The organism is Halorubrum tebenquichense DSM 14210 (genome assembly GCF_000337415.1).
GTDB classification, from domain to species: domain Archaea; phylum Halobacteriota; class Halobacteria; order Halobacteriales; family Haloferacaceae; genus Halorubrum; species Halorubrum tebenquichense.
On record NZ_AOJD01000077.1, the window covers coordinates 110,652 to 135,313 of the forward strand.

The following is a 24,662-nucleotide window of genomic DNA, read 5'->3' on the forward strand; positions in this document are numbered from 1 at the left end:
CCTCAAGTCCTCAGATCGACCACGATCGAGTATGGATCGACGAACGTTTTGTAAATCGACTGGAGCAATAGGTGCGACTATCGGTACCGCTGGTTGTCTCGGCGTGCTCGGTAACGAAGGTGCTGAGGGAACTGTCCTCGGTCCCCCAGAACAGGACCTAAGCGAGGCCGTTCACCCGAGCTACGGCGATGAGATGCCACATTTCACCGTTCCGGACCCGATCACGAACGAAGAGATCTCAATTAGTGAGTATGAGGGTGAGCGTGCCATCCTCTGGACGTCGTTCTACACGAACTGCCCGGACGGGGTGTGTCCCGCGCTCATCCTCCGCCTTCGTCGGGCACAGGAGGCTGCTTCCGAGGAGGAATACAGTGACAGGATAATGTCTCTTGCGATCACATTCGATCCTGAACGCGACACTGCCGAGACGCTCCATGAGTACGCCGGTCAGCAGGGAGTGAATCTTGATGCGAGCAACTGGCACTTCCTCCGCCCAGAAAGCTACGAACGGGGCCAGGAACTGCTAGACGAGAAGTTTGGGCTCGTGATCGAGAAGATTTCGGCCGATGAGCACGACGACGAGCACGAGAACGATGGGCACGACGATGAGCACGGGACTCTGGAGTACCAATTCCCGCACTATGGGCTGATCCTCCTCGCAAATAAGCAGGGGATCGTGGAGCGTGCGTACCCGAGAGGGCCGCAAACGGACATCGAACGGCTCGTGAACGATGTCGAACGGGTTGCCACGACATGAAGCGCCGGTCTAGCGTACTCGGGCTCGGTGTCTTTGGTGGAAGGGTATGCGCTGGTAGAGTCGGGCTGTGTCGTGCTCGTCTTCCTCGCAGTTATTGCCCATGCTGCCACACTGACGATAGAGACCGCCGCGCTCGTAGTGAGAATCCACGCTGGGGTCGTCGCAATCCTAAGCCGCGACTGCGGTTGCGACAGGTGTCGACCTCCTGAGCAGCGCTACTCGTGAGGGCTCGCGTCGGGGCGTTAAAACAACCTGCTGGCGTCGTAATTATCGTCACAGGCGCCAGCTAACTCTATCTCGCTCTCGTCGTTTATTTTTGACATCCTCCCCGCGCTGAAGCGTGAGGCTTTCTCCTCGATTCCGCATAAGTTCCGACACAGAAGCAGGAAGTTCCGTCCCCAACAAGTGAGAGCCGGGTAGGCCCGAGCGCGGTAGGACAGAGCAGTTCACTTGTGTATTTGTTTGTGTTGTCTAGATCGAGCTACGATAATTGGGATAGCCTAGACAACAATCTTTAATAAATAAGAACCGCTATCTTGTTATATGAGCGTCGTCAGCGTTTCAATGCCGGAAGAGTTGCTTGAGCGGATCGACCAATTCGCAGATGACCACGGGTATACCGGTCGCAGCGAAGTGGTCCGTGAGGGGAGCCGGAATTTGCTCGGCGAGTTCGAGGACAAGAAGCTCGAAGGTCGCGACTTGATGGGTGTTGTCACAGTGCTTTTCGATTACGAGACGACAAGCGTTGAGGAGAAAATGATGCATCTCCGTCACGAACACGAAGACATCGTCGCCTCGAACTTCCACAGTCACGTGGGGGGTCACCACTGTATGGAACTGTTCGTATTAGAAGGATCACTCGAAGACATTTCGACGTTCGTCGGAAAGATTCGAGCGACACAAGATACGATCACGATCGACTACTCTGTATCGCCGGTAGACGACTTCGGCCCGCTGGCAGACATAAATTAATTCTTCCGCACTTCTCGCGGAAATTATGTCTCTCTAGCAACTCCTACGTCAAGAGTATCTAATATGTTAACTATATCTTCTCAAATCACAGGAATTATTATAATTCAGATTAGTGTTAGCAACACTGATGAATCAGATCTCGCGCCGAAAACTGCTACAGAGTGCAGGCGCAACCACAGTCGCTGCGACGGGAATAGCCGGTTGCCTCGGTCAGGGTGGCAACTCACTCGACTCGGTTACCATCGCGTACGTCCCGATCTATCCGAATATGCAACACTATGTGATGGAACGGGAGGGCTACTACGAGGATATCCCGGCAGAGGTCGCGATAGAACGGTTCAAATCTGGCCCTAGCGTTGTCAAGGCGTTCGCCAGCGGTGAAGTAGACGTCGCGCTCTTCGGCATTACTCCTGCGATGGTTCTCGCCGACAAAGGTACCGACGCCGGTATCCTCGCGGCGAATTCGAGGAACGGGTTCAAGATCATGGGGGCGACCGAACTCGTCGATCGCTACGAGCAGGAAGGTAAAGCGGCGTTCGAGCACTTCGAGCAGGAGCGCGGCCGCAAGGTCCGGTTCGGTGCGCCGCCCGACGGGAGTGTGCCCGACATCGTCCTTCGATACTGGATCCAGGAGGATCTCGACCTCGGAGAGATGGAATCGGTCATTGCCAAATCGAAAGTCCCACCGGCGAAGGCGGTCCAGACGATCCAGTCGGGCGATATCGACGCGACGATCATCCAAGAGCCGTTCGCGACGATTATCAGTCAGAATGATAACTTTGGGGAGCTCGCGTGGTCCGGGAACATACTCGAAAACCATCCAGTCACGGTACTGTTCGCGAACCGGAAAATCCTCGACGACACCGAAGTTTCCCAATCACTCGCTGAACAACACACTGCTGCGACCGAGTTCACGACAGGCTCGCCGGATCGAGCTGCTGCCCACGCCGCATCGGTGATCGGCTCCGGTGTGAGCGAGGACCTCGCGAAAGCCGCTATGGAGTCCAAGGCGTCAGATTTCCTCTCGGATCCGCACGCGATTACCGACCAAGCCACGACGATGGGGGAATTCGTCGCGAACGTCGGCAACATCGAGAAACCGGTCGCGACTGAGAACCTATTTGCGTTCGATCCCTACGACACCATTCAAGAATGAGCACGCGTACTGACACCAGATCCGACACGCCGGTCGCCTACGGTTTTGAGGGGAATCTGCGGCGGTATCTCCGCGGACTGGGCGGACTCATTGTGTTCCTTCTCGTCTGGTGGGTCGGCGCGATGCTGACTCAACCGTCATACCTGGTGCCGAGCCCGCTCGACTCGGTCCGCGCGTTCATCGATCTGTTCGCGACCACGACCGCGATTGTCGTCCCCGTCTCGGGATCGAGTCTAGTGCTGCCGACCGGGCTCGCGCACCTCACGGAGACGCTGTTCCACTACGTTCCTGGCCTTCTTTTCGGAGCTGGCGGTGGCATTGGACTCGGACTATTAATGGGTTGGAACGGCGCACTCGACGACTGGTTACGCCCACTCGTTCGGGTCCTTCGCCCGATCCCGCCGCTTGCGTGGATCGTCTTCGCGATTGTCTGGTTCGGCATTCATCACACCGGTGCGGCGTTCATCGTCTTCATCGGGGCGTTCTGGATAAACTTTTACGCCGCCTACGGTGGCGTCGAAGGCGTCGCAGGCGACTTGACCGATGCCGCATCGACGCTCGGCGTGGAACGCGATCTCTCGATGCTGAAACTCGTCGCCCTCCCGAGCGCAGCGCCCCAAGTGTTGACTGGGTTCCGGACGAGCATCGGTCGGTGCTGGATGATCGTCGTCGGTGCCGAGCTGTTCGGCGCGCCCGGCGTCGGGTACGAGATCATCAACGCCTCGAACAACCTCGCGATGGCGACGAGCGTCGCCTACATGTTTCTGATCAGCCTAGCGTTCCTGTGTATGGACATCGGTTTTCGCCTTTTCGAAGGGAGGGTTCTCGCATGGCGCTGAGTTCCGAGTCGCCAGTCAATCGAGAGTCACGCGAGAAGATTACTGTCCAGAACGTCAGCAGGGCGTACGACTCCACCCAAGCGCTCGAGGGTGTCTCGCTCTCGGTCGGGGAGGGTGAGTTCTGCTGTATCGTCGGCCCGTCGGGATGCGGAAAGACGACGCTGTTGCGGGCGATAGCGGGCCTCGATGACCCCGATACCGGGTCGATACTGGTCGGCGGGGACCCGGTTACCGGCCCCGGACTGGACCGGGGGATGGTCTTTCAGGAATACGCGCTGTTCCCGTGGCGAACGGTCCGTGGCAACATCCGGTTCGGCCTCGACCGACCCGCGTGTGGCTGTCCCGACTGCGAGGCGCGGGCTCGAGAGCTGATCGAGTTAGTGGGACTCGACGGATTCGAGGACGCGTATCCCAAAGAGCTGTCCGGCGGGATGAAACAGCGCGTCGGGATCGCTCGCGCGCTCACGCCCGATCCAGAGATACTCTTGATGGACGAGCCGTTCGGCAGCGTCGACGCCCGGACGCGCGACCGACTACACACCGAACTGCTCGATATCTGGGCGCAGACGGAACAGACGGTCGTCTTCGTCACACACGACATCGACGAGGCAGTAAAGCTCGCCGACCGTGTGGTTGTTATGGATGCCGAGCCGGGAATGGTCCAGTCGACCGTCTCGATCGACGTAGAGCGCCCACGCGAACGGACAGCACACGACTTCGTCGAGTACGTTGCACAGATTCGGGCCGAACTCGGGGAGCCTGAGCCGCGTTAGTCGAGGATCTCCCGCTGAGATATAGTTATTAACAATATTTTTTATATCGTTATATCTATTATCTCTGAGTTATTATTTAATATATGCCCATTGTGAGCTCTTCGATGACGGAGCAACTCCGCGAGGACCTCGACAGTTTCGCGGAAGAACATGGCTATAGCGGGCGCAGCGAGGTCATACGCGAAGCGTGTCAGGGACTGCTTGAAGAATATCAAAAGAGCGATTACGAGAACCGACGTGTCTTAGCGACAGTTACTGCCGGATTTGAATATGATGCACCGGATATCGAACACAAAATGATGGATATTCGGCATGAATTTGAATCGCTGATCCGGTCGAATTCGCACAACTGCTTGGAAAGTAATGCCGGATGTGTCGAGACGTTCGTCATCGAAGCGACTGGTGACGATGTGTTGAGATTCATCGGGACCATTCGGGGAACGGACGAGTCGATTTCAGTCGAATACACAGTCATACCCGTCGATGAGTTACACGCGGAACCCAGTGAAGACTGAGTCCGGTATATATCAATAGAAACGAAAGCATCGCTTCTACTTATCAATACTTGAGCCTACTCTGTACTACTATTGTTATTTGGATCTATTTATTGCGACAAGTTTATTATAACAGGTCTTAGAATTGTGAAACAGACATGCCACACATCCACCTTGGAGAAGGTTCGTTCCCCCTCTGGGCGCTAGTGCTTTGGACGCTGATCGGGACCGCGTTGATCAGCACTGTGGTCTACCGGGTCCGGAAAGGCGGTATCAAAACACATCAGATTGCGCTCGCGGGTATTGGAGCGGCCGCGAGTTTCGCAATTTTTCAACTGAATATCCCCGTCTGGGGTGGGATTCATATGAATCTCACCGGTTTAGTGGGTATCATCGCTGGACCGCTACTCGGCGCAATCGTCGCACTTGTCGTTAACGTGTTCTCGGCTGCTCTCGGCCATGGAGCAGTCGGCCTCATCGGAGCAAACACCCTCATCAACGCCAGTGAGGCGATTGTCGCCTACTACGCATTTAAAACTCTGATTGGAATGGACTGGGACGTCTTTCCTGCTGGCGCGAGTGCAACAACACTCGGTCTTTCGGTGGGTTCCTTCCTGATGGCTGCGATCATCGTCATTAGTGGGGTAAACGGAAGCGCGCTACCGCGTGGTGACCTGACAATTGCCGTGGCCGGACTCGCAGGACTCAACCTCGGTGTCGCCGTTGTTGAGGGAATTCTCACCGGTCTCATCGTTCAATTCCTTGCCTCCGTGCGCCCCGATCTTGTTGGGCTCACGGACCGCGACACCCAAGAGGAAGCCACGGGGGTGACGGCCTGATGCAGCGCTGGAAGCAGTACGGCGCGTTGTCTGCTCTCTTCGCAGCCTTTCTTGCTGCTGGATACTGGGGTTTCACTGCGACCGGCGGCGCCCTTCCATGGGCAAAGCGCTCCTCACAGGCGCTTCAGCGCGGTATTCAAGAGGGTGGTGGAGGACTTGTCAATTTGGGACGTGGTATCCTCGTAGCAGGCCCTATCCGAAAAGGAGGAATGATGCTTGAGTTCGCTGGGCTCTTTCTTTTACTGCTGTTCCTCGGTATCGGGATGTACGTTTATGTCGACCGCTACGGCGGCTTTGGGGGCGGGGAACGCGCGTCCCGGTAATCGTGACAACGCTCTCAAATCACGTCCCGGACCCACGACTTATTACTGCGTTCGCCGAGCGGCGGGACGGGCCGCTACACCAGGTTAACCCTTGGACGAAGGTCGGGATTATCGGCGCGCTTGTCCTCGCAGTTACGGTGTTTGACCGGCTCGCACTCCTCGCGGGACTGTACGGGACCGTCCTCATCGTCTACGGTCTTGCTGAGCTACCGTATCGGCGTCTCGTCGGCTGGTACACACTCCCGATGTTATTCATCGTCTCCGTTGCAGGGCCGCTAGCGTTTTTCGAACCGGGTACGCCGATCGGTGGTGCGCTTTCGACGCCACTCGGAAATATCTCGGTCACGTGGGCTGGGCTCGTCCTCTTCTTCGAGCTCAGCTGTCGGTCACTCACTGTCGTCACGTTCGCACTGACGGCATCAATGACGACGAAGTACACCGACGTGGCGTATATGCTTGGACGGTTACTCCCCAGACCGATCGATCAGGTCGCGTTACTCACGTACCGGTTCACCTTTGTCATGCTTGAGACGCTTGAAGACCTCGTGAAAGCCGCACTCTCCCGTGGAGCGAACTTCTCGGAGTTTTGGTCGAACAAGCGGCTGTACGCGAGAATTCTCGGCATGACGATGCTATCAGCGATCGAGCAGTCCGAACGGCTGGTCAAATCGATGGAGGCTCGCGGTTATGACGGAGATATCGTGCTGTACGGGGACGTTTCGCGACCGCCGATCCACGAACTGTTTGTCGTCGCCGGTTCGTACGTCGCCGTTGTGGGGTACGCGCTGATTGCGGTCTACGAGGTGGGGCTATGAGCCAAGACGATTCACCGTTGGTCGAGCTTCAGTGTGAAGCTCACACCTATCCTGACGGGACAGTCGGCATGCATGACGTCGACTTCTCGGTGTACCCCAACGAAGTCGTCGCGCTTGTCGGTGGCAACGGTGCCGGGAAGTCGACGCTGCTCGAACACCTGAACGCGACGCTCGTTCCCGATGTCGGCGAGCTCGTCGTTGACGACACGCCAATCACCGAAGACAACAAGTCATATGCTCGAAAGGAGGTCGGATTCGTCTTTCAGGACGCCGATACGCAACTGGTCGCCCCCACAGTTCTTGACGATGTCATGTTTGGTCTCCAAAACTACGGCGTACCTAGTGACGAAGCGAAAGAACGCGCCCGTGAAGCGCTCGCGACCGTCGACGCGAGCCACCTCGAAGACCGGATTCCCCACTACCTAAGTGGCGGGGAAAAACGTCTCGTCGGTCTCGCCGGTGTGCTGGTACTTGAACCGAGCGTGGTCGTGCTGGACGAACCACTCGCGGGACTCGATCCCGAGCGGTCACAACTCGTGGCCGACCGAATCGAACAGGTCCATCAGGAGGGTATTAGCGTCGTTCTCTCGACGCACGATCTGGACTTTGCTGCTACGGTCGCAGACCGCGTCTGTGTAATGGCCGACGGCAACGTCATCGGAAACGGAACGCCTAGAGAGGTGTTCTACGACGACGCATTATTAGCAGAAGCCAATCTTCATGCTCCGAGTACAGTTCGTATAGCTCGCGATACAGGGCTGGGAGAGAAAGCACAGCCTGTCACAGAATCTGAGCTTGTCAGGCACCTCACAGCGGCAGTTGAGGATGTGAACTCGAATCAAGTCTCATCTGTCGATACCACCCAAACGAATCAGTAGACCAATGCGGACGAGTTTCAATATATCCGATGATCTCCTCGCTGAGTTCGACGAAACGTGGCAGTCGGAGGGATTAGACTCGCGTTCGCGCGGCGTTCGCGAGGCGATGCAAGAGTACATCGAAGACCACGCGAGACTGGAGGATATCGAAGGCGATGTCGTCGTCATCATCTCCTTCGATTACGAACACGAAGCAGTCATCGAAGACATTCATGACGTACAACACCGATTTCAGGACGTTATCACGACGACGAATCATATCCACGAAGGAGAATGGTGTCTCGAGACGCTCTTTTGTAGCGGGGCTGCATCACGCGTCAGAGACCTCACGTATCGCTTGCGTAACTTCGATACGGTAAGTCAAGTCAAACTGATGCTTCTCGCGGAGCAGTAGCGCGTTCACGACTCGATAGCTTGGTTAAGAGGTACATTATTGAGCGAGGTAATCGAGTACTTGACTGTCTGGACATCTGGCACTGCTCGGACCGCGTTGACAAATCCGGACAGTTCCTTTGTGATTCCTTCCAAGACGTACAACTCCATACAGTACTGGTCCTGTACGTGTACGTGGGTAGTCGCAGAGACGATACCGTCGTACTCGTGACGCACACTCGTGAGACGCTGCTGGACCGCGGGCTGACAGTACTCAAAGAACACTGTCACTGTACACATCTGTTTTTGTCCGTCGACACCTTGCCCTTGGAACTCTTCGAGCAGCGTGCGTGTGCCTTCGCGTACGACCTCGCTCCGCCCACTGTACCCGTGTTTGTCGGCGAACTCGTCGATATGTTCGAGTAACACTTCTGGCATCGAAATGCTAACTACGCTCATATACTATACTAAACTAATATTCTAATATATTATTTCCTGTTATTACTTGATGCCTCACAACGTAATAATTAGTATTTTAACCTTCGGCTTTCATAAGACGGATATGCTGTCTAACAACGATCCGATTCCAGTGACGGTCCTCAGCGGAAGCCTCGGCGCGGGAAAGACGACGACCCTCAATCACATTCTTGAGAGCGAGCAGGAACTGAACGCTGCCGTCCTCGTCAACGACATGGGGGAGGTGAACGTCGACGCCGACCTCGTCGAGCGTGAATCGGACCTCACGCAGAACGACGACGAGATCATCGAGATGTCGAACGGGTGTATCTGCTGTCGGCTTCGCGGCGACATGCTCGACGAAGTGGGGCGGCTAGCAGACGAACGCGACTTTGAGTATCTCCTCGTCGAGTCGTCCGGGATCAGCGAGCCGATTCCGGTCGCCCAGACGTTCGCTCGTGGGTTCGAGGACGCTGACTTCGATCCCACGGGAGTGTACGAGCTCGACACAATGGTTAGCGTCGTCGACGCACACAGCTTCTGGAAAGCGTTCGACTCCGGGCAGGCACTCACCGACGACTCGGTCGACCCACAAGGGAATCGCGTTCCGGAAGAAGCGCTCATGGACCAGATCGAGTTCTGTGACATCCTCCTGTTGAACAAGTGCGACCTCGTCCCGGACGACGAACTCGACGAAATCGAGGCGGTGCTGAAGACGCTACAACCGCGGGCAAAGATCATTCGGACCGAACACGGTGCGGTCGCTCCCGAGGAAATCCTCAACACTGGTCGGTTCGACTTCAACCGTGCCAGTCAGTCGGCCGGGTGGAAGCGCGAACTCCAGGAGGGACATCACCACGAGTCGGCCTCCGACGAACACGGCGTCGCGTCGTTCGTCTTCGACGCTGACCGACCGTTCCACCCCGAACGCCTCTCGGAACTGTTTACGGGCCTCCCAGACGGGATCATCCGCGCGAAGGGCTTCTTCTGGTCGGCGGGTCGCGAAGATGTCGCGATGGGGCTGGATAAGTCCGGGCAGTCGGTCCGAGCCGGTCCGAAGGGGACGTGGGTCGCCACGCTCCCGAAGGCACAACAGGAGCGCTACTTCGCCGCGCGTCCCGGGATCAAAGAGAACTGGGACGAACAGTGGGGCGATCGGGGGTCGGAACTCGTGTTCATCGGTCGCGAGTTCGACCAGGAGTCACTTGTCACAGACCTCGAAGACTGTGTCCTCTCAGACGCGGAAATGGACGAGAACTGGAACGAGTACCCGGATCCGTTCGGTCGTGACGAGCAGCGCGAACTCGTGTTAGCCGACGACTAATGGCCGTCGACGAGCAACCTCCCGTAACGATCCTCAGTGGCGGGCTCGGCGCCGGCAAGACGACCCTGCTGAACCACCTGCTTCGGGTCGCTGGCGAGCAGCGCGATATCGCCGTCCTCGTCAACGACGTCGGAGAAATGAACGTCGACGCCGAACTCATCGAGAACGGTTCCGAGCTTTCGATGGAAGACGGCGGCGTTACTGAACTTTCAAACGGGTGTATCTGCTGTGGGCTCCAGAACGAGCTCGATCAGGAGCTACTGCGTCTCGCCTTCGACGAGGAGTTCGATCACCTCGTCATCGAAGCCTCGGGGATCAGCGATCCGGTCCCCATTGCTCAGCGGTTCGTTTCCCCCGCACGTGCCGCCACACTGTACGAACTCGACACGACCGTTACCGTAGTCGACGCCGCACAGTTTCACCGCGTGTTCGTCGACGGTCACCCGGTCAAGTCGACGGACGACGAGGCTCGACCGCTCTCGGACCTCCTTGCCGAACAGGTTGAGTTCTGCGACGTGCTCGTCCTCAACAAGTGCGATCTCGTCTCGGATGAAGAGTGTGAGGCGGTCGAACGCGTGCTTGAAACGCTTCATCCAGGCGTCGACATCGTCCGCACGACTGAGAGCGCCGTCGAACCCAACGACGTTCTCGGAACCGGACGATTCGACAGAGAGCAAGCAAAACAGTCCGCCCGGTGGAAACAGGTACTCTCAACCGACCACGAGGGTGCCACAGAATCGAGTGAACACGGACACGGTGACGATCACGGCCATGAGGACGGGTCCGGACACGACGACGGCTCTGGACGCGTGGACGATCACGATCATGCCCACAACGAAGACGCCGGTGACGACCATGACCACCTCCACCCGCCCGAAGAGTTCGGCGTCGACTCGTTCGTGTACGAGCGCCACCGGCCGTTGCACCCTGAACGATTCAATGAGTGGCTCAGCTCATTCCCTGAGTCCGTTGTGAGAGCGAAAGGGCATCTGTGGGTCGCCGGACGCGAACGATACGCGCTCGACTTGAGCCAAGCGGGCACGCAGACACACGTCGAAGTCAACGGTCGATGGGCGGCCACAGTCCCCGAGTTTCAACAGGACTCCTACCGGGAGTCGCGACCGGACCTCCACTGGGACGAGCAATGGGGGGACCGCGAAGTGAAACTCGTCTTTATCGGCGCCGGAATGGACGAGTCGGCGATTACTGCCGCCCTCGACGACTGTCTCCTCTCGGAGCCGGAGATGGAGGACAACTGGGACGAACTCAAGAATCCGTTTCCGGGGACGAGAGAGTGGTCTAAACCACCGATGGAACAACGTCTCGTGGTCGGTGACGGACCATGACCGAGAGTCACTCGGAACTCCCGTCCCCGGCGGATCGACGGACGACAGACGCTGATGGTCACGACTGTGTCGATCCGCTCGGCGTCGCCGTCGTAACCGTCTCGTCGTCTCGGGGAACCGCTACGGAAGTAGATCCGTCCGATCCCGGTGGTGACGCTGTCGAGACCATTCTCGTCGATGCGGGTCACGTCGTCACGTCACGCCGAACGATTCCCGACGACTACGTCCAGATCAAGACCACCGTGGGCGAGTGCCTCGAACGTCCGAATGTCGACCTCGTCGTGACTACTGGCGGGACAGGGGTCACCGTCGATGACATCACTCCGGACGCAGTGGGCGAACTCTTCGACCGCGAGCTCCCAGGCTTCGGGGAAGCGTTCAGACGGCTCTCGTGGGAGGAGGTCGGAACACGGGTCGTCGCGACCCGCGCGACGGCGGGTATCGCTCGCGACGTCCCGGTGTTCGTGTTACCGGGAAGCGTGAACGCCGTCGAACTCGCCACGGTGGAGATCATCGCCGAAGAAGCCCCGCATCTCGCCGGACTCGCGACGCGACACACAGTCGGTGAGACCGATGCGTGAATACGTGAGCCGAGTTTCGACCCCACGGAGGCGTTAATCATGACGCTCTACGGAATCGGACTGGGACCGGGTGCGACCGACCTGCTTACAGTTCGCGGCAAGCGACGACTCGAATCGGTCGGCGTCGTCTACTCGCCGGGGCGATTGTCGCGGCGCGTCGCGGCCGAGTACGTTCCCGACTCGAAACTGGGCGACCTCGATTTCCCGATGACGACCGATCCCGACGAACTACAGGCGGCGTGGAAGACAGCGGCCGCCGAAGTCGCACCGAACGTGCGAGACGCTGACGCGGCGTTCGTTACGCTCGGCGATCCCTGTATCTATTCGACGTTTGGACACCTACGTCGGACGCTCCGTGACCAGCACCCGGACGTCGACGTCGAGGTCGTCCCGGGAGTCAGTAGTATGACGGCGTTCGCCTCCGTCCTCGGGGTCGATATCGATGCCGGCGCGGAGTTGACGCTCCGCGAGGCGACCGGCGGTACAGCGCCGATCGGACCGGACCGGTTGATCCTGTTCAAAGTGACCGACGCACCGACGACCCACAAAAAACTGGTCGAGGCAGGGTACGACGTGACGTTCGGTCGGCGACTCTTCATGGATACAGAAGAGACACTCGTTTCGAACGACCCCACCGATGTGACCGACCGGGACTACTACACGCTCGCGTACGCTGAGAAACGGAACGCAACCGACCCCGAGTGACGCGAGCCCTATCGGTCGTTCAGACCGGGCCGAGATGGGGAAATCAGGCAGTAACGCCGAGACTCTCTAGTTCCTCGGTGGAGTATTCGGCGCGGAGTTCTTCGGTAGAGTGTTCGTCAACAATTTCCGCTTGCTCTTCGTCGCTCATTTCGGTCAGTTCGCTGAAGCAGTGGCACATTGCGATCGTATCTGAGGCTCATAGATACAAAATGCCTGTTAGCACGCTTCTTACGCTTATGTAATACAGTATCTGGGATAGCAACTATTAGCAATTCTAGGACCCGCATTATTTAGTAAGACTACTGTCTATCTAGTGATTAATTACTAAATATACTATCTCAAATCATAGCATTTATTATTTAGTCTTACAGTATTAGCAATAGATGCCTCAATACACTCGGCGACGCCTCGTCGCAACCGGAATTGGATTCACCGCTATCAGCGCACTCGCTGGCTGTACGTCGAATGACGCCGACAGCGGTGACTCAACTGGAGATGGACCGGGAGCCCAGTCTTCGTTCTTCGTGTTCGGCGACTTCGCCACACACGTCGCGGGCGACGCCGCGACTGCCGAGACGCTCGTGCCGGTCGGCCAACACGGCCACGGCTGGGAGCCCGGTCCAGATATTCAGGGAACCATCCTCGAATCCGATCTGTTCATCTACGGTACCGACGGGTTCCAGCCGTGGGTCGGCGACCTCATTACGAGCCTCCGTGACGACGAAGCAGACGTCGAAATGGTTTCCGTCGGCGAAGGGGTTGACCTCATCGAGGGGGGTCACGATCACGGGGGCGAAGACGAGCACGACCACGAGAAAGAAGGTGAAACTCCATGGGAGCACGCCGGACTGTACCATCTCGAAGCAGGATCGTACAGCTACACGTTTGGGGAAGGGCCGGATCCGGAGATGTCACTCGCGGTGCTCGCAACCGACGAAGGCGGCGATCACGGGATCGAACACGTCGAAGAGACGGCGAAAGAACTCTATACAAGCGATCACGAGGCACATACCACAGTCGAGGGCGGGGATACACTTACGCCCTCGCAGGAGAGCCTCTACGTGCTAGAGTTTACGGACTCGGGCGAGACGAACTTTAGCCTCGACATCGATACGGAGGGTCATTACGTGCTGTTCAGCCAGCACGTTCCGGCCGAGTTCGATGTAGCGCTCACTGATAGCGGTGGGGCTGTTGTCAAGCCCGAGGCGAGTGAGACGGCTGGTGGACACGACCACGAAAGCGAGGACGAACACGACCACGAAAGCGAGGACGAACACGACCACGAAAGCGAGGACGAACANCGACCACGAAAGCGAGGACGAACACGACCACGAAAGCGAGGACGAACACGACCACGAAAGCGAGGACGAACACGACCACGGAGCGATGGACCCGCATTTCTGGCTCGACCCCCAGCGAGCCGCCCAAGCGGTCGGTAAACTTGAGGCGACGTTCGCCGAGATGGACGGCGAAAACGCCGAGGTGTACGCCGACAACGCGGCCGCCTACCGCGACCAGCTCGAGGAACTCGACGGCGAGATCCAGTCGATCGTCGACGACGCGCCGAAGGAGACGCTGTTCGTCGCCGGTCACGACGCGTTCCAGTACCTCGAAGACCGCTACGGCCTGCGTGTCGAGTCGCTGACGGACCTCTCGCCGGACGACCAGCCCACGCCGCGAGACATCGAGCGCGCCCAAGACATCATCGACGAACACGGGCTCGCGCACGTCTGTGCCGATCCGCTGGAAGATCAGACCGCGGCCGAACAGCTCGTCGAGGAAACCGACGCGACTGGGATGCTACCGCTGACGGCGATCCCGGGGCAGACGAGCGAGTGGGCCGACAACGATTGGGGGTACATCGAGATCATGGAGAACATCAACCTCGACACGCTCGAAACCGCGCTCAACGCATGAATAATACGGACCCCGACAGCACGCGTCCGAGCTGGGACGGAACAGAAACGCCCGGTCCGTCTGACCGCCAGCGACCGGAACTCCTCGCGCTCGTCGTCGGGTCCACAGACGAGCCGACGTGTACGATCTACCCGCCGGATGTGGCGGCTCCATACCGGTCGACGACCTGGATCAGCGCGTCCGGTGACGGCTTCGTACGTCTCGAACAGCACCGATGACAACCGAAACAGCAGGGGCTGAATCGCTCCGAAGGCGTTCGGAAGAACTCGTCGTCAGCGTCGATGATGTCAGCTTCGCGTACGGGGACCTCCCCGTGATCGAATCGGTGTCGATCGATGTCGAGCCGGGGGCGTTTCTCGGGCTCGTCGGGCCGAACGGCAGCGGAAAGAGCACGTTGCTGAACCTGATGCTCGGTCTCCAGAAACCGGACACGGGGACGGTTCAGCTGTTCGGTGAGCCCGCAGGCGAGTTCGACGCCGGCGAGCGGATCGGCTACGTCCCACAGAACGCCACGGCCGCCGCCGATCGAATGCCAGTGACCGTTCGCGAACTCGTCACGATGGGGCGATACCCCCGGCGGCTCGTCGGTCGGTTCTCGGATGAAGACCGCCGCGCGATCGACGATGCGCTCCGCGCGGTCGAGATCACGGACCTGGCCGACCGTCGGGTCGGTCAGCTCTCCGGAGGCCAGCGCCAGCGCGTCTTCATCGCGCGTGCGCTCGCCGCCGAAGCCGACCTGCTCGCGCTCGACGAGCCGACGGTCGGCGTCGATGCCGAGTCCAGAGAGGCCTTCTACGAGCTGTTAGCTGACCTCAACGACTCGGGGCTCACTATCCTGTTGATCGAACACGATATCGGTGTCGTCACGACCTACGCCAGCGAGATCGCCTGTCTCAACCGACGACTGTACTTCGACGGCGATCCCGAGGACTTCGTCGCCACTGACGCTCTCGCAGCCGCGTACGGCACCGATCAACACGTGTTAACTCACGATCACTGAGTATGACTTCCCACCACCTCGCGACGATTCTGTTACAGGGATCGACAGATAGCTTTTCACCGATCGAGAGCTTGTGGCGGCTCTTCGAGTGGTTGCTCGTCGACGTGTACGGAACCGGAATGAACCTCCTGTCCGAGCTGTTGGGCGTGCGGATGCTCGGCTATCCGTATATGCAGCGAGCCTATCTCGCGGCGGTCTGTATCGCGGTGATCGGCCCGCTCGTCGGCACGTTTCTCGTCCACCGCGAACTGTCGATGCTCGCCGACACGCTCGCTCACACCGCCTTCGCGGGCGTGGCGGTCGGGCTGTTTCTCAACGCGGCATTATCGCTGTCGCTGTCGCCGCTGTTGACCGCAATGATCGTCGCCGTCGGAACGGCGCTGCTCGTCGAACTGCTGATCGATTACGCGGACGCCTACAGTGACACGTCGCTGGCGATCGTCCTCACGACCGGGTTCGCACTCGGAAGTGTCCTCATCACCGCGACGGACGGTGGGATCGCCGTCGGAATCGACGCGTACCTCTTCGGCAGTCTCTCGACCGTCTCGAAGGACAACGTCGGGTTGCTCGTCGCGATGAGCCTCCTCATCGGCACGCTCGTCACAGTCGCGTACCGCCCGCTGTTGTACGTCACCGTTGACGCAACCGCGGCACGGGCCGCCCGGATCAACGTTCGGCTCTACAAGCGCCTGATGGTCGTGCTTACGGCGCTCGTCGTCGTCAGCGCGATGCAGATCATGGGGGTCATCTTGGTCGCGGCGATGCTCGTCGTGCCGGTCGCCACGGCGGGATTCGTCGCACAGAGTTTCAAACAGTCGATACTGCTGGCGATCCTTGCCGCCGAGTTCGCCGTGCTGTCGGGCGTGACACTCGCGTATGTATATGGAATCGCGGCTGGGGGCTCAATTGTCCTCTCGGCGGCAGCGGTCTACGCGACGGTTCTCGTGGTGACCAAAGTCGACATCCGGTGGGTGCTTCGGCTGCTCCCGACGCGTTCCGGACCCTCAGTCGAGCATGCGGAGCAGGGGCTCGAAGCCGATGGCGGTGAGCGAGAGTGACGACCAACGACGCTCTCGAAGAACACCCGGCCCCCAACCGTCAGCCGTACGAATATGTGATCGTCGGCGGCGGGATCCACGGCACGTGTCTCGCGAACTACCTCCTCACAGAAGGAGAATACACGCACGACGAGATTCGAATACTCGATCCGCGCGAGGAGTTACTCGCGTCGTTCGGCAAAAAGGCTCGTCAGTGTGGGATTGAGACGCTTCGGTCGACGTTCGTCCATCATATCGATACCGAGTCGTTCTCGCTCGAGTCGTTCGCGGAAGGACACCACCGAGCGCACGAGCTCGTGTCGACGGAGAATCACCCCGATCGACCGACGCTTGACCTCTTTCTCGACCACGCGCGCGACATCATCGACCGCCGTGACCTCGATAAGTGTCACTACCGGTCAAGGGTGATAGGAATTTCCCGATCTACGTCTCAGGAGGCCTATGTCGTGGAAACAGACGCGGAGACGATTGAGGCCCACCGCGTCGTCCTGGCCGTCGGACTCGGCGCGACGCCCACGCTCCCGGAGTGGACGACGTCGCTCTCGGAGGACACGCCGCTCGCACACGTGTGGGACGACGAGTTCGATCCGACAACGACGAGCGAATTCGAGGGGCGGACGTTCGTCGTCGGAGGCGGCATCACGGCCGGGCAGCTCGCCTGTCGCCTGGCAGAACAGACTGACGTGACGCTCCTGTCGCGTCACGAACTCGATATCGAGCTGACCGAGGCCGACCCGTACTGGATCAACTGGCGTCACATCGGCAAGGAAATCCACACGCTGCCACCGGGGTCGGAGGCTCGTCTCGATCGGATTCGGGCCGTCAGAAACGACGCCACCATCCCGCCATACGTCGAACAGCGACTGTCCGAAGCGTGTGACGACGGTGCACTCGAACTCCGGCGAGGCGAAATCACGTCTGCGCACGCGACAGACGAGGGGTTGTCCCTCCGCTTCGACGACGGTACGAGGGCGACAGGCGCACGGGTCGTCCTCGCCACCGGACTCGAACCGGTTCCGGAGCGGCCGGTGGTCAAACGCGTCAGCGAGTCGCTGTCGCTCGCACGTGGGGCGGAGGGGTTTCCCGTCCTCGACGATCGAACACTCGCGTGGAGACGGACCGACGGCGACGAGTCCGCGGTGTACGTTTCGGGCGCGCTCGCGGAGCCCAGCGTCGGCCCCTTCGCTCGCAACATCGTCGGCGCTCGACGCGCCGCGGAACGAATCCTCGATCCCCCAGACCAGGCGCGGGCAGAGTCGCTCCCGATGAGCTCTCGAAGCGGGTCCTGACGTGGCTTCGACCGATCTCACGCTGGCCGTCTCGTTGGGCGCACTCGATCGACTCGCACGGCCCGACCGCGCGCTCGAAGACGCCGCAACGTGGGCAAGTCACGTCGGAATCGTCTCCTCGGAGCCGTCATACATCGAACGACGGCGAGTGCGAGAGGCCGGCTATCATCAGGAGTTTCTGTCCGGGCCGCGTTCCGTAGCAGAGGCGCTCTCGGCCGTTCGAAACAACTTCCAGACGGAGCGGTACGTGTTCGTCGGAACCGATGAGACCAGCGGGGCGGTGGAGGCGGTCTCCGGCTGGACATATCAGCCGATTGTGGACGCCGCGACGGCTGCGGACTGGAAACTGTCGACTCCCTCTAGTGTGAACCGCGACTGGCCGTAGCGGCAACCGCTAAACCAGTTCTGTTTAAATAATTATAAACTGATAATAAAGGCGTGGTGAATAGAGAGCGCATAGTTAGCATCTACGGCCTGAACGTGTTCTCTGAAATAATCGCATTTGACGGAGTGTGGACGATGATCACTTCGAGTTCGTCAGCGTCAGGTCCGTTCGGATCCTCACGGAAATCAGCTCCGTCAGTAACCGGTATCCGGAATATAATACTCTGCCCAGCAGTCCAAGTAGAACTGTCGTCAAACAGGACTCCATCAGTCACACCCCTCCCAGAAACTAGATCCTCGTTACCCTCGTAACTCTCATCATCAAACGTCGTATCGCTAGGTGGGAGATTTACCAACCGAACCTGTGTATCATCCATATTATTACCACTCGCACGAACGATTATCTCCATCTCGTCAAGAGGAACGCCTTCTCCGGCTATGTGTGTGATCCGGACAATTTGCTTGTTACCTGCTCTTTCGCCGGGAGGAGTAACGGTAAACTCACCGGTTGTATCAGCAACGTTTGGCGCAGGCTCGTTAATATCATCAGCGACATAAAAAAAGAACACAGAGACTGTCGCAGCTAAAATAATGACAATTGCGACCATGAGAATAGTCGAAACAACAGGTGTGACAGCACGATTCTGCTGATTCATTGCTATGTTTATCCGCTGTTGAGCAATACAATTACCGGACTTGCTACTGTATCCAACCTCTATATTCAGCACGGCTACTGATACTTATTAATAAATGATAATTTCTACAAAGCCGGCGGATGGTAACCGACAGCGTCCAAATAGTTCCTGAATTAGGGGTCGCACTCGTCAGAGAAACCGTTCGTCGGCCTGTTTCGATCGAATCGCCGACGCCGATGCGTCCATCCACCCCGTCTCCGTTTCGGACGGAACGTCGAACTCCGGAACGAACGGCTTGACGTCCAGCAACGGTGTTCCGTCGACGACGTCGATACCGCCTACCGTCAGTTCGCGTCCCTCGACGGACTCGACCGAGACCACGGAGAGCCCGATCGGGTTCGGACGTTGCGGGGCCCGCGTCGAGAAGACACCGCGTTGCTCGTCGTCGAGAAACGGCTCGACGCTCAGCGGAGCGTCGTCACCAGACGCGTGAAAGTGGTACAACAGGATACAGTGCGAAAACCCGTCGAGGTCTGCCAGTCCGTCCGCAAACGGCGGATCGAGTTCGACGGTTCCCGTTACCGAATCTGCGCCGACAGGCTGAATCGGCATCCCCTCGGGCGATTCAAATGGGGTCCGGATCACTCCGATCGATTCTTAACTGAACGTGTCTGTGGGCACGACCGTGTCTCGGCCTGTGAAGGAAAAGTCAGTATCGTAATCGAGGGTGCGGCTGTACCGTACCGGGGAGTGACTGATTAGTGACTCTCGTGGACGTGCTCGCGCAGTGAGTCGGTCCCTTCGAACTCCTCGTCACACACGGCACATCGGTCGTGGTGCAAGGCGACGTGCTGGGTCACACCGGCAGCGCTCTGGAACTGTGCATCGCAGTTGGTGCATGCGTACGACATTACATTAACAATCTAGACCCATATACACAAGAATGTTATTAAGAACTGGTGTACGACAACTGCTTTAGAATATTAATTAGAGCCACGGGCTAACTAATTCCCGTGCGCACAACGAGAACCGACGAACCAGACGAAGCGTTAGCGCAGTTGGTCCGCCCGCTCTCGGAGCGGTGTCGGTAGGCTCGCGTCGTCGGCCAGCGCCGCGAGTTCTGTTGTCGCTCGGCACCGACCGAGCCCGTTCAACGCCTGCCGGCGGAACGACCCGTTAAAACCGTCTGCGACGACGATAACGCGGAGCTGCGTCGTCGCGGCGATCTCGGCGAGTTCATCGATCGCCGTTGTGCGGGTCTCGCGTGGCGCGTTCTTGTCGACGGCCGTCCGGAAGAGGGAGCGTGGCGAGGACATCGTCAGTCTGCGAGGCCGACCTCCTCGGCGCTGTCGTCGGTCGTCTCAGCCGACTCCTCGGTACCCTCGCCAGGTTCGTTATCATCCTCGACATCCCATGTCGGGAACCGGTCCTCGAAGGCGGTCCAGTCGGCGTTCATCTCCTCGTCGGTCAGCTGGGCCGCGTCGAGGTCGCCACGGAGCGCGTCATGGTCCATATCCGTCCCAATAAGCACGAGTTGTGTCCCCCTGTCACCCCACTCGTCGTCCCATATCTCTTCGAGTTCCGGATTGGCCTCGAAGTAGGTCTCGCGCTCTTCTTCCGGGAGCGTCGCGATCCAGTCGCCGGCCGACCCGACTCGGATCGACTGTCCCGCGACGTTCAGCCCGAGTGCCGTCTGCTCGCGACCCGCCACCCAGAAGTGACCCTTCGAGCGGACGACGTTCGCGGGGAACGCGTCGAGTAGATCGGCGAACCGCTCGGGGTGGAACGGACGGCGCGACGTGTAGACAAACGACGTGACACCGTGTTCCTCCTCGGCGGACTCATGCGGCTGCTGGAGTTCTCGTAACCATCCCGCGGACTGACTCGCTTCCTCGAAGTCGAACCGGCCCGTGTCGAGGATCTTGTCGGGATCGACCGCGCCGTGTTCCGTCCGGATGATCTCCGCACGCGGCTGGAGGACCTCAATCATCTCCTCGATCTCGTCGATTGTCGCCTCGTCTACGAGGTCACACTTGTTCAACAGGAGGACGTCACAGAACTCGATCTGCTCGATGAGCAGGCTCCCGAGGTCCTTTTCGGTGTCCCCGTCCATGAGCGACTCTTTTGAATCGAACGCCGTCCAGAACTGGTGGGCGTCGACGACGGTGACCGTCGTGTCAAGCTCGTAGTAGTCCATCACCTCGATGCCGGTCTCCTCGTAGAACTCCGTCGGGTCGAGGTCGCCCTGATCGAACCCCATCGTGAGCGTCTGTGCGACAGGTAACGGTTCAGCGACGCCCGTCGATTCGATGACGAGGTGGTCGAACTCGCGGACCTGAGCGAGCTTCGCAAGCGCGTCCAGCAGATCGCCGCGCAGCTCACAGCAGATGCAGCCGTTCGACAGTTCGATCAGGTCCTCGTCGTCTTCGGAGATGTCCGAGTGCTCGGCGACGCGTTCCGCGTCGACGTTCACCTCGCCCATGTCGTTGACGAGGACCGCGATATCGAGGTCCGTTCGCGTGTTCAGAAGGTTATTCAACACGGTCGTCTTTCCCGCGCCGAGGTTGCCGCTCAATACCGTGACGGGGATCGTCTCTCGACTCATCTGTTATTAATACTATAGCGTATATTATTTATATTTGGCTATTGAGTTCCAGTTGTTGCTAATAATGGCATTGACAAACCTCCGAAAGTGCGAGTCGCTCGACGCGGTGATCGTCGGCGCGGGTGCTGCCGGCGTCGGAACCGGCGTCGTCCTCGAGGACCTCGGTCTAGATTCCTACGCGATTCTCGACCGAGAGGCGGTCGGCGCGTCGTTCAGACAGTGGCCCGACGAGATGCAATTGATCACGCCCTCATTTCCGAGCAACAGCTTCGGCTGTCGAGACTTGAACGCCGTAACTACTGATACGTCGCCGGCATTCACGCTCGATAGCGAGCATCCAAGCGGTGACGAGTACGCCGAATACCTCGAGGGGGTCGCCGAGTTCTACGACCTCCCCGTCCGGACCGGCGTCGACGTGGAGTCGGTACAGCGTCACAACGATGAGTTCATGATTCATACGTCGAGTGGTCCGATCCACAGCCGGTTCGTCGTCTGGGCGACCGGCCAGTTCGGCCGGCCGAACGACGAGCCGTTCCCGGGTGCGAGCCACTGCGTTCACAACACTCGGGTCGGATCGTGGAGCTCGTTTGCCGACGAGTGTGTCGACGACCCGGTCGTAATCGTCGGCGGGTACGAGAGCGGGATCGACGCGGCGCTCACGCTCGCCGACGTGGGGCAAGAGACGATCGTTCTCGACGAGAAAGGGCCGTGGCGGTTCCGCGGGCCCGACCCGAGCGAAGTGCTCTCGCCGTACACGAGCCAACAGTTGCGCGAAGCGTTCGAACGGGACGCGCCGATTACGCTCGAAGACGGCGTCCGCGTCGAACGGGTCGAGCGCGCAGAGAGTGATAATGAGTCGTTCGAGGTCGTCAGCACGGACGGTGAGACGTTTGCGACGCGGAATCAACCTGTGCTGGCAACTGGGTTCCAAAGCGGACTCGGCCTCGCAGACGAGTACTTCGCGTTCGACGACGGCTGGCCGGAACTGACCGAGCGGGACGAGTCGACGACGACTCCCGGGGCGTTTCTGGTCGGCCCACAGGTTTCACACAACGGCCAGCTGTTCTGCTTTATTTACAAGTTCAGACAGCGCTTCGCCGTGGTCGCCGACGAAATCGCCGCGAGACTCGATATCGACCGTACTCCCCTCGAGGAGTACCGTGAGAAGGACATGTTCCTCGAGGACCTGTCCTGCTGTGAGCCTGACATGTGCGACTGCTGATCATGGCACGAGACACATCGAACGAGGACGGCAGCATCGAGCAATCAACTGAGGCGAGTAACGACGATCGACACGTCTGCCGGATGACCGGCCGCAAACAGGGTCTCGTCGGGAAGTACGACATCTGGCTCTGTCGGCAGTCGTTCCGCGAGCTGGCCCCCACGATCGGGTTCGAGAAGTATGACTGAAAGGCGGGAGCGACCGGCCGACACACCGGCTGCGGAGGATGCCGACAGAGAGACTATCGTAGTCGTCGGGAAGGAAAGCGTCGGGAAGTCCGAACTCGTCTCCTCACTCACGGGCGACCGGCCGACTAGCGGAAACTTCCGCGGTACCACTACCCGCAGTGAGCGGTACACGACCGATAGGTACGAGTTCGTCGATACGCCCGGGATCGTCCTCGATGCCGACACCGAGGGAACGCGGGACGCACTGGCGCAGGTCGACGAAGACGAGACAGTGTTGCTCGTCGTTCCGGCGACGGATATCGACGACGACCTCGACGCGCTACTGCCGCTGGTCGAATCCCATCTCGGAGCCGTCGTCGTCACCTTCTGGGACAAAGTCGAGGAGCGAACCGAAACCCGCCGCGCACTCGAGGAACTGAGCGCCGACATCGGCGTTCCGGTCGTCCCCGTCGACGCTCGCACGGTCGAGCGACCGATGGTCGACGGCGGGACACCGGGGGCGAGGGCCGGAACGTCGACCGACGCCTACGGGAAGATCATGGACGCATTGGCTCAGCCGGGGATCTTCCCTGACACTGCGCGCAAGCGGGTCGGTCGACGGATCGAACCGCCGAAAACGGTGTTCGAGTGGCCGATCGCCGGCCCGCTGGTGAGCCTGTTGCTCCTGTTGGTCCCGGCCGGCGCGGCGGTCTGGTTCGCAAACACACTCGCCAGCGAACTCGATCCGATCGTGGGGGCCGCCTTCGAACCGCTGGTCGCGGCCGCCGAGCGGCTTCCGGAGCCGCTAGCAGTACTGTTGACGAACGAGTACGGTCTGCTATCGATGGGACCCTTTCTGTTCGTCTGGGCCGGCCCAACGATGCTCCTCTTTGCGGTGATTCTCGGCGTGTACAAGAACACGGGCGTCGTCACCCGAATGACTGTCGCACTACATCCGACGATGCGACGGATCGGCCTCTCCGGTCGGGACCTCATCCGGGTCGTGATGGGCTTCGGCTGTAACGTCCCCGCGGTGGTCAACACCCGCTCGTGTTCGGACTGTACGCGATGTACGACCATTTCGGCGATCTCGTTCGGCTCAGCGTGTTCGTACCAGTTTCCCGCGACGCTCGCAGTGTTCGCGGCGGTCGGCATGGGCTGGCTCGTCGGGCCCTACCTGCTCGCGTTGGCGGTCACGACGTTCATTTACGTCGGACTGATCGCGCCCGCTGAAGCCCGAGAGTCGACCACCGTGATCGACCGCCGAACGTTCCTCCAGTGGCCAGACCCGAAGGCGGTCGCCCGTGAGGCCTGGAGCGCGCTCAGGGAGTTCTTTATGAAGGCACTCCCTGTCTTTGTCGTCATCACCTTCGTCGCCGCCGCGCTCGACCGTCTCGGCGTGATCGACGCGCTGGGATCGGTGCTTGGACCGGCGATGAGTCTGTTCAATCTCCCGGCAGATGCCGCGCTCACAGTCGTGCTGGCGTCGATCCGGAAGGACGGGATCGCCCTGCTGACTGCTGACGGCGCATCGACGGCGGCCACGCTCTCGCCGGTACAGGTACTCGTAGTCGTCTATCTCGCAGGGGTCTTGCTGCCGTGTCTGGTGACAGCGTTTACCGTTGCCCGCGAGGTCTCACCACAATGGGCTCTGACAATGATGCTTCGGCAGGCGGTTGCTGCGATCGGCTTTGCGGCCGTGATCGCGTGGGGAGGTGTAGTCGTCTTCGGCTGATCTCTGGCAGATCTAGAGAG

The 24,662-nt window shown here is 59.5% G+C and carries 27 protein-coding genes and 2 pseudogenes; 25 read left to right on the forward strand and 4 right to left on the reverse strand.

The features are described from left to right. Positions 1–31 precede the first annotated feature (31 nt). The 11 genes from C472_RS14630 (at position 32) to C472_RS14680 (ending at position 8,240) form a co-directional block, all read left to right on the forward strand. Positions 32–757, forward strand: coding sequence for an SCO family protein (locus tag C472_RS14630; RefSeq protein WP_049906732.1), 726 nt, complete (start codon positions 32–34; stop codon positions 755–757). A 543-nt stretch (positions 758–1,300) separates the two neighbouring features. Then, positions 1,301–1,729, forward strand: coding sequence for a CopG family ribbon-helix-helix protein (locus tag C472_RS14635; protein WP_006630628.1), 429 nt, complete (start codon positions 1,301–1,303; stop codon positions 1,727–1,729). A gap of 127 nt (positions 1,730–1,856) precedes the next feature. Then, a complete protein-coding gene (locus C472_RS14640; protein ID WP_082238271.1) occupies positions 1,857–2,885 on the forward strand; it encodes an ABC transporter substrate-binding protein in 1,029 nt (342 codons plus the stop codon). After that, positions 2,882–3,724 carry an ABC transporter permease gene (locus C472_RS14645; protein WP_006630630.1) on the forward strand — a complete coding sequence of 281 codons (843 nt, stop codon included), beginning with the start codon at positions 2,882–2,884 and terminating at the stop codon, positions 3,722–3,724. Before C472_RS14640 ends, C472_RS14645 begins: the two co-directional genes overlap by 4 nt. After that, positions 3,715–4,497 carry an ABC transporter ATP-binding protein gene (locus C472_RS14650; RefSeq protein ID WP_006630631.1) on the forward strand — a complete coding sequence of 261 codons (783 nt, stop codon included), beginning with the start codon at positions 3,715–3,717 and terminating at the stop codon, positions 4,495–4,497. Before C472_RS14645 ends, C472_RS14650 begins: the two co-directional genes overlap by 10 nt. Before the next feature lie 104 nt (positions 4,498–4,601). After that, positions 4,602–5,012: a CopG family ribbon-helix-helix protein gene (locus C472_RS14655; protein ID WP_049906734.1), complete on the forward strand. Its 411-nt coding sequence runs from the start codon at positions 4,602–4,604 to the stop codon at positions 5,010–5,012. Between the two features lie 137 nt (positions 5,013–5,149). Continuing rightward, positions 5,150–5,830 (forward strand): energy-coupling factor ABC transporter permease, encoded by a 681-nt coding sequence (locus C472_RS14660; protein WP_006630633.1) that lies wholly within the window; start codon positions 5,150–5,152, stop codon positions 5,828–5,830. After that, a complete protein-coding gene (locus tag C472_RS14665) occupies positions 5,830–6,153 on the forward strand; it encodes a hypothetical protein (RefSeq protein WP_048075806.1) in 324 nt (107 codons plus the stop codon). The genes C472_RS14660 and C472_RS14665 overlap by 1 nt, the downstream gene beginning before the upstream one ends. 2 nt (positions 6,154–6,155) lie before the next feature. After that, positions 6,156–6,968: an energy-coupling factor transporter transmembrane component T family protein gene (locus C472_RS14670; protein WP_049906736.1), complete on the forward strand. Its 813-nt coding sequence runs from the start codon at positions 6,156–6,158 to the stop codon at positions 6,966–6,968. Then, positions 6,965–7,846: an energy-coupling factor ABC transporter ATP-binding protein gene (locus tag C472_RS14675; protein WP_006630635.1), complete on the forward strand. Its 882-nt coding sequence runs from the start codon at positions 6,965–6,967 to the stop codon at positions 7,844–7,846. The genes C472_RS14670 and C472_RS14675 overlap by 4 nt, the downstream gene beginning before the upstream one ends. A gap of 4 nt (positions 7,847–7,850) precedes the next feature. Beyond that, entirely contained in the window at positions 7,851–8,240 is a 390-nt protein-coding gene (locus C472_RS14680) for a CopG family ribbon-helix-helix protein (RefSeq protein WP_006630636.1), read from the forward strand. Between the two features lie 5 nt (positions 8,241–8,245). Here the strand turns inward: C472_RS14680 and C472_RS14685 are convergent, their stop codons facing one another. After that, positions 8,246–8,677: a CopG family ribbon-helix-helix protein gene (locus C472_RS14685; RefSeq protein ID WP_049906738.1), complete on the reverse strand. Its 432-nt coding sequence runs from the start codon at positions 8,675–8,677 to the stop codon at positions 8,246–8,248. A gap of 103 nt (positions 8,678–8,780) precedes the next feature. On the opposite strand from C472_RS14685, the gene C472_RS14690 reads away from it, so the two are divergent. The 11 genes and pseudogenes from C472_RS14690 (at position 8,781) to C472_RS14730 (ending at position 18,279) form a co-directional block, all read left to right on the forward strand. Next, positions 8,781–9,998: a GTP-binding protein gene (locus C472_RS14690; protein WP_049906739.1), complete on the forward strand. Its 1,218-nt coding sequence runs from the start codon at positions 8,781–8,783 to the stop codon at positions 9,996–9,998. Continuing rightward, a complete protein-coding gene (locus C472_RS14695) occupies positions 9,998–11,344 on the forward strand; it encodes a GTP-binding protein (protein ID WP_006630639.1) in 1,347 nt (448 codons plus the stop codon). Before C472_RS14690 ends, C472_RS14695 begins: the two co-directional genes overlap by 1 nt. Next, positions 11,341–11,925, forward strand: coding sequence for a MogA/MoaB family molybdenum cofactor biosynthesis protein (locus tag C472_RS14700; protein ID WP_006630640.1), 585 nt, complete (start codon positions 11,341–11,343; stop codon positions 11,923–11,925). The genes C472_RS14695 and C472_RS14700 overlap by 4 nt, the downstream gene beginning before the upstream one ends. Before the next feature lie 39 nt (positions 11,926–11,964). Next, positions 11,965–12,606 (forward strand): annotated as a pseudogene (locus tag C472_RS14705) (cobalt-factor II C(20)-methyltransferase); the annotation flags it as partial. 407 nt (positions 12,607–13,013) lie between these two features. Further along, positions 13,014–13,424: pseudogene (locus C472_RS18195) on the forward strand (metal ABC transporter substrate-binding protein); the annotation flags it as partial. A 427-nt stretch (positions 13,425–13,851) separates the two neighbouring features. After that, positions 13,852–14,547, forward strand: a complete 696-nt coding sequence (locus C472_RS16485; protein WP_241432987.1) for a metal ABC transporter substrate-binding protein — start codon at positions 13,852–13,854, stop codon at positions 14,545–14,547. Next, a complete protein-coding gene (locus C472_RS18200) occupies positions 14,544–14,765 on the forward strand; it encodes a DUF7511 domain-containing protein (protein WP_082238274.1) in 222 nt (73 codons plus the stop codon). The genes C472_RS16485 and C472_RS18200 overlap by 4 nt, the downstream gene beginning before the upstream one ends. Beyond that, positions 14,762–15,547, forward strand: coding sequence for a metal ABC transporter ATP-binding protein (locus C472_RS14715; protein WP_049906741.1), 786 nt, complete (start codon positions 14,762–14,764; stop codon positions 15,545–15,547). Before C472_RS18200 ends, C472_RS14715 begins: the two co-directional genes overlap by 4 nt. Positions 15,548–15,666: 119 nt before the next feature. Next, a complete protein-coding gene (locus tag C472_RS14720) occupies positions 15,667–16,605 on the forward strand; it encodes a metal ABC transporter permease (RefSeq protein ID WP_345782488.1) in 939 nt (312 codons plus the stop codon). Next, complete coding sequence (locus C472_RS14725) at positions 16,602–17,894, forward strand: FAD/NAD(P)-binding protein (RefSeq protein WP_006630645.1); 1,293 nt, start codon at positions 16,602–16,604, stop codon at positions 17,892–17,894. The genes C472_RS14720 and C472_RS14725 overlap by 4 nt, the downstream gene beginning before the upstream one ends. Position 17,895: 1 nt before the next feature. Next, positions 17,896–18,279, forward strand: a complete 384-nt coding sequence (locus C472_RS14730) for a DUF7124 domain-containing protein (RefSeq protein ID WP_049906744.1) — start codon at positions 17,896–17,898, stop codon at positions 18,277–18,279. Between the two features lie 82 nt (positions 18,280–18,361). Here C472_RS14730 and C472_RS16495 read toward each other — a convergent pair whose 3' ends face one another. From C472_RS16495 to C472_RS14745, 3 genes are all read right to left on the reverse strand, one after another. Then, on the reverse strand, positions 18,362–18,934 hold the full coding sequence (locus C472_RS16495; protein WP_006630647.1) for a type IV pilin: 573 nt from the start codon (positions 18,932–18,934) through the stop codon (positions 18,362–18,364). 168 nt (positions 18,935–19,102) lie between these two features. Further along, positions 19,103–19,564, reverse strand: a complete 462-nt coding sequence (tsaA, locus tag C472_RS14735; RefSeq protein ID WP_049906746.1) for a tRNA (N6-threonylcarbamoyladenosine(37)-N6)-methyltransferase TrmO — start codon at positions 19,562–19,564, stop codon at positions 19,103–19,105. 667 nt (positions 19,565–20,231) lie between these two features. Then, a complete protein-coding gene (locus tag C472_RS14745; RefSeq protein ID WP_006630650.1) occupies positions 20,232–21,518 on the reverse strand; it encodes a GTP-binding protein in 1,287 nt (428 codons plus the stop codon). Between the two features lie 64 nt (positions 21,519–21,582). Here C472_RS14745 and C472_RS14750 point away from each other — a divergent pair, with 64 nt between their 5' ends. From C472_RS14750 to C472_RS14760, 3 genes are read left to right on the forward strand one after another with little or no spacing between them, the layout of a single operon-like run. Next, positions 21,583–22,740 carry an NAD(P)/FAD-dependent oxidoreductase gene (locus C472_RS14750; protein ID WP_049906748.1) on the forward strand — a complete coding sequence of 386 codons (1,158 nt, stop codon included), beginning with the start codon at positions 21,583–21,585 and terminating at the stop codon, positions 22,738–22,740. A 2-nt stretch (positions 22,741–22,742) separates the two neighbouring features. Beyond that, positions 22,743–22,928, forward strand: a complete 186-nt coding sequence (locus C472_RS14755) for a 30S ribosomal protein S14 (RefSeq protein WP_049906774.1) — start codon at positions 22,743–22,745, stop codon at positions 22,926–22,928. Then, positions 22,921–24,642: a nucleoside recognition domain-containing protein gene (locus tag C472_RS14760; protein ID WP_006630653.1), complete on the forward strand. Its 1,722-nt coding sequence runs from the start codon at positions 22,921–22,923 to the stop codon at positions 24,640–24,642. Before C472_RS14755 ends, C472_RS14760 begins: the two co-directional genes overlap by 8 nt. Positions 24,643–24,662: the final 20 nt, after the last annotated feature.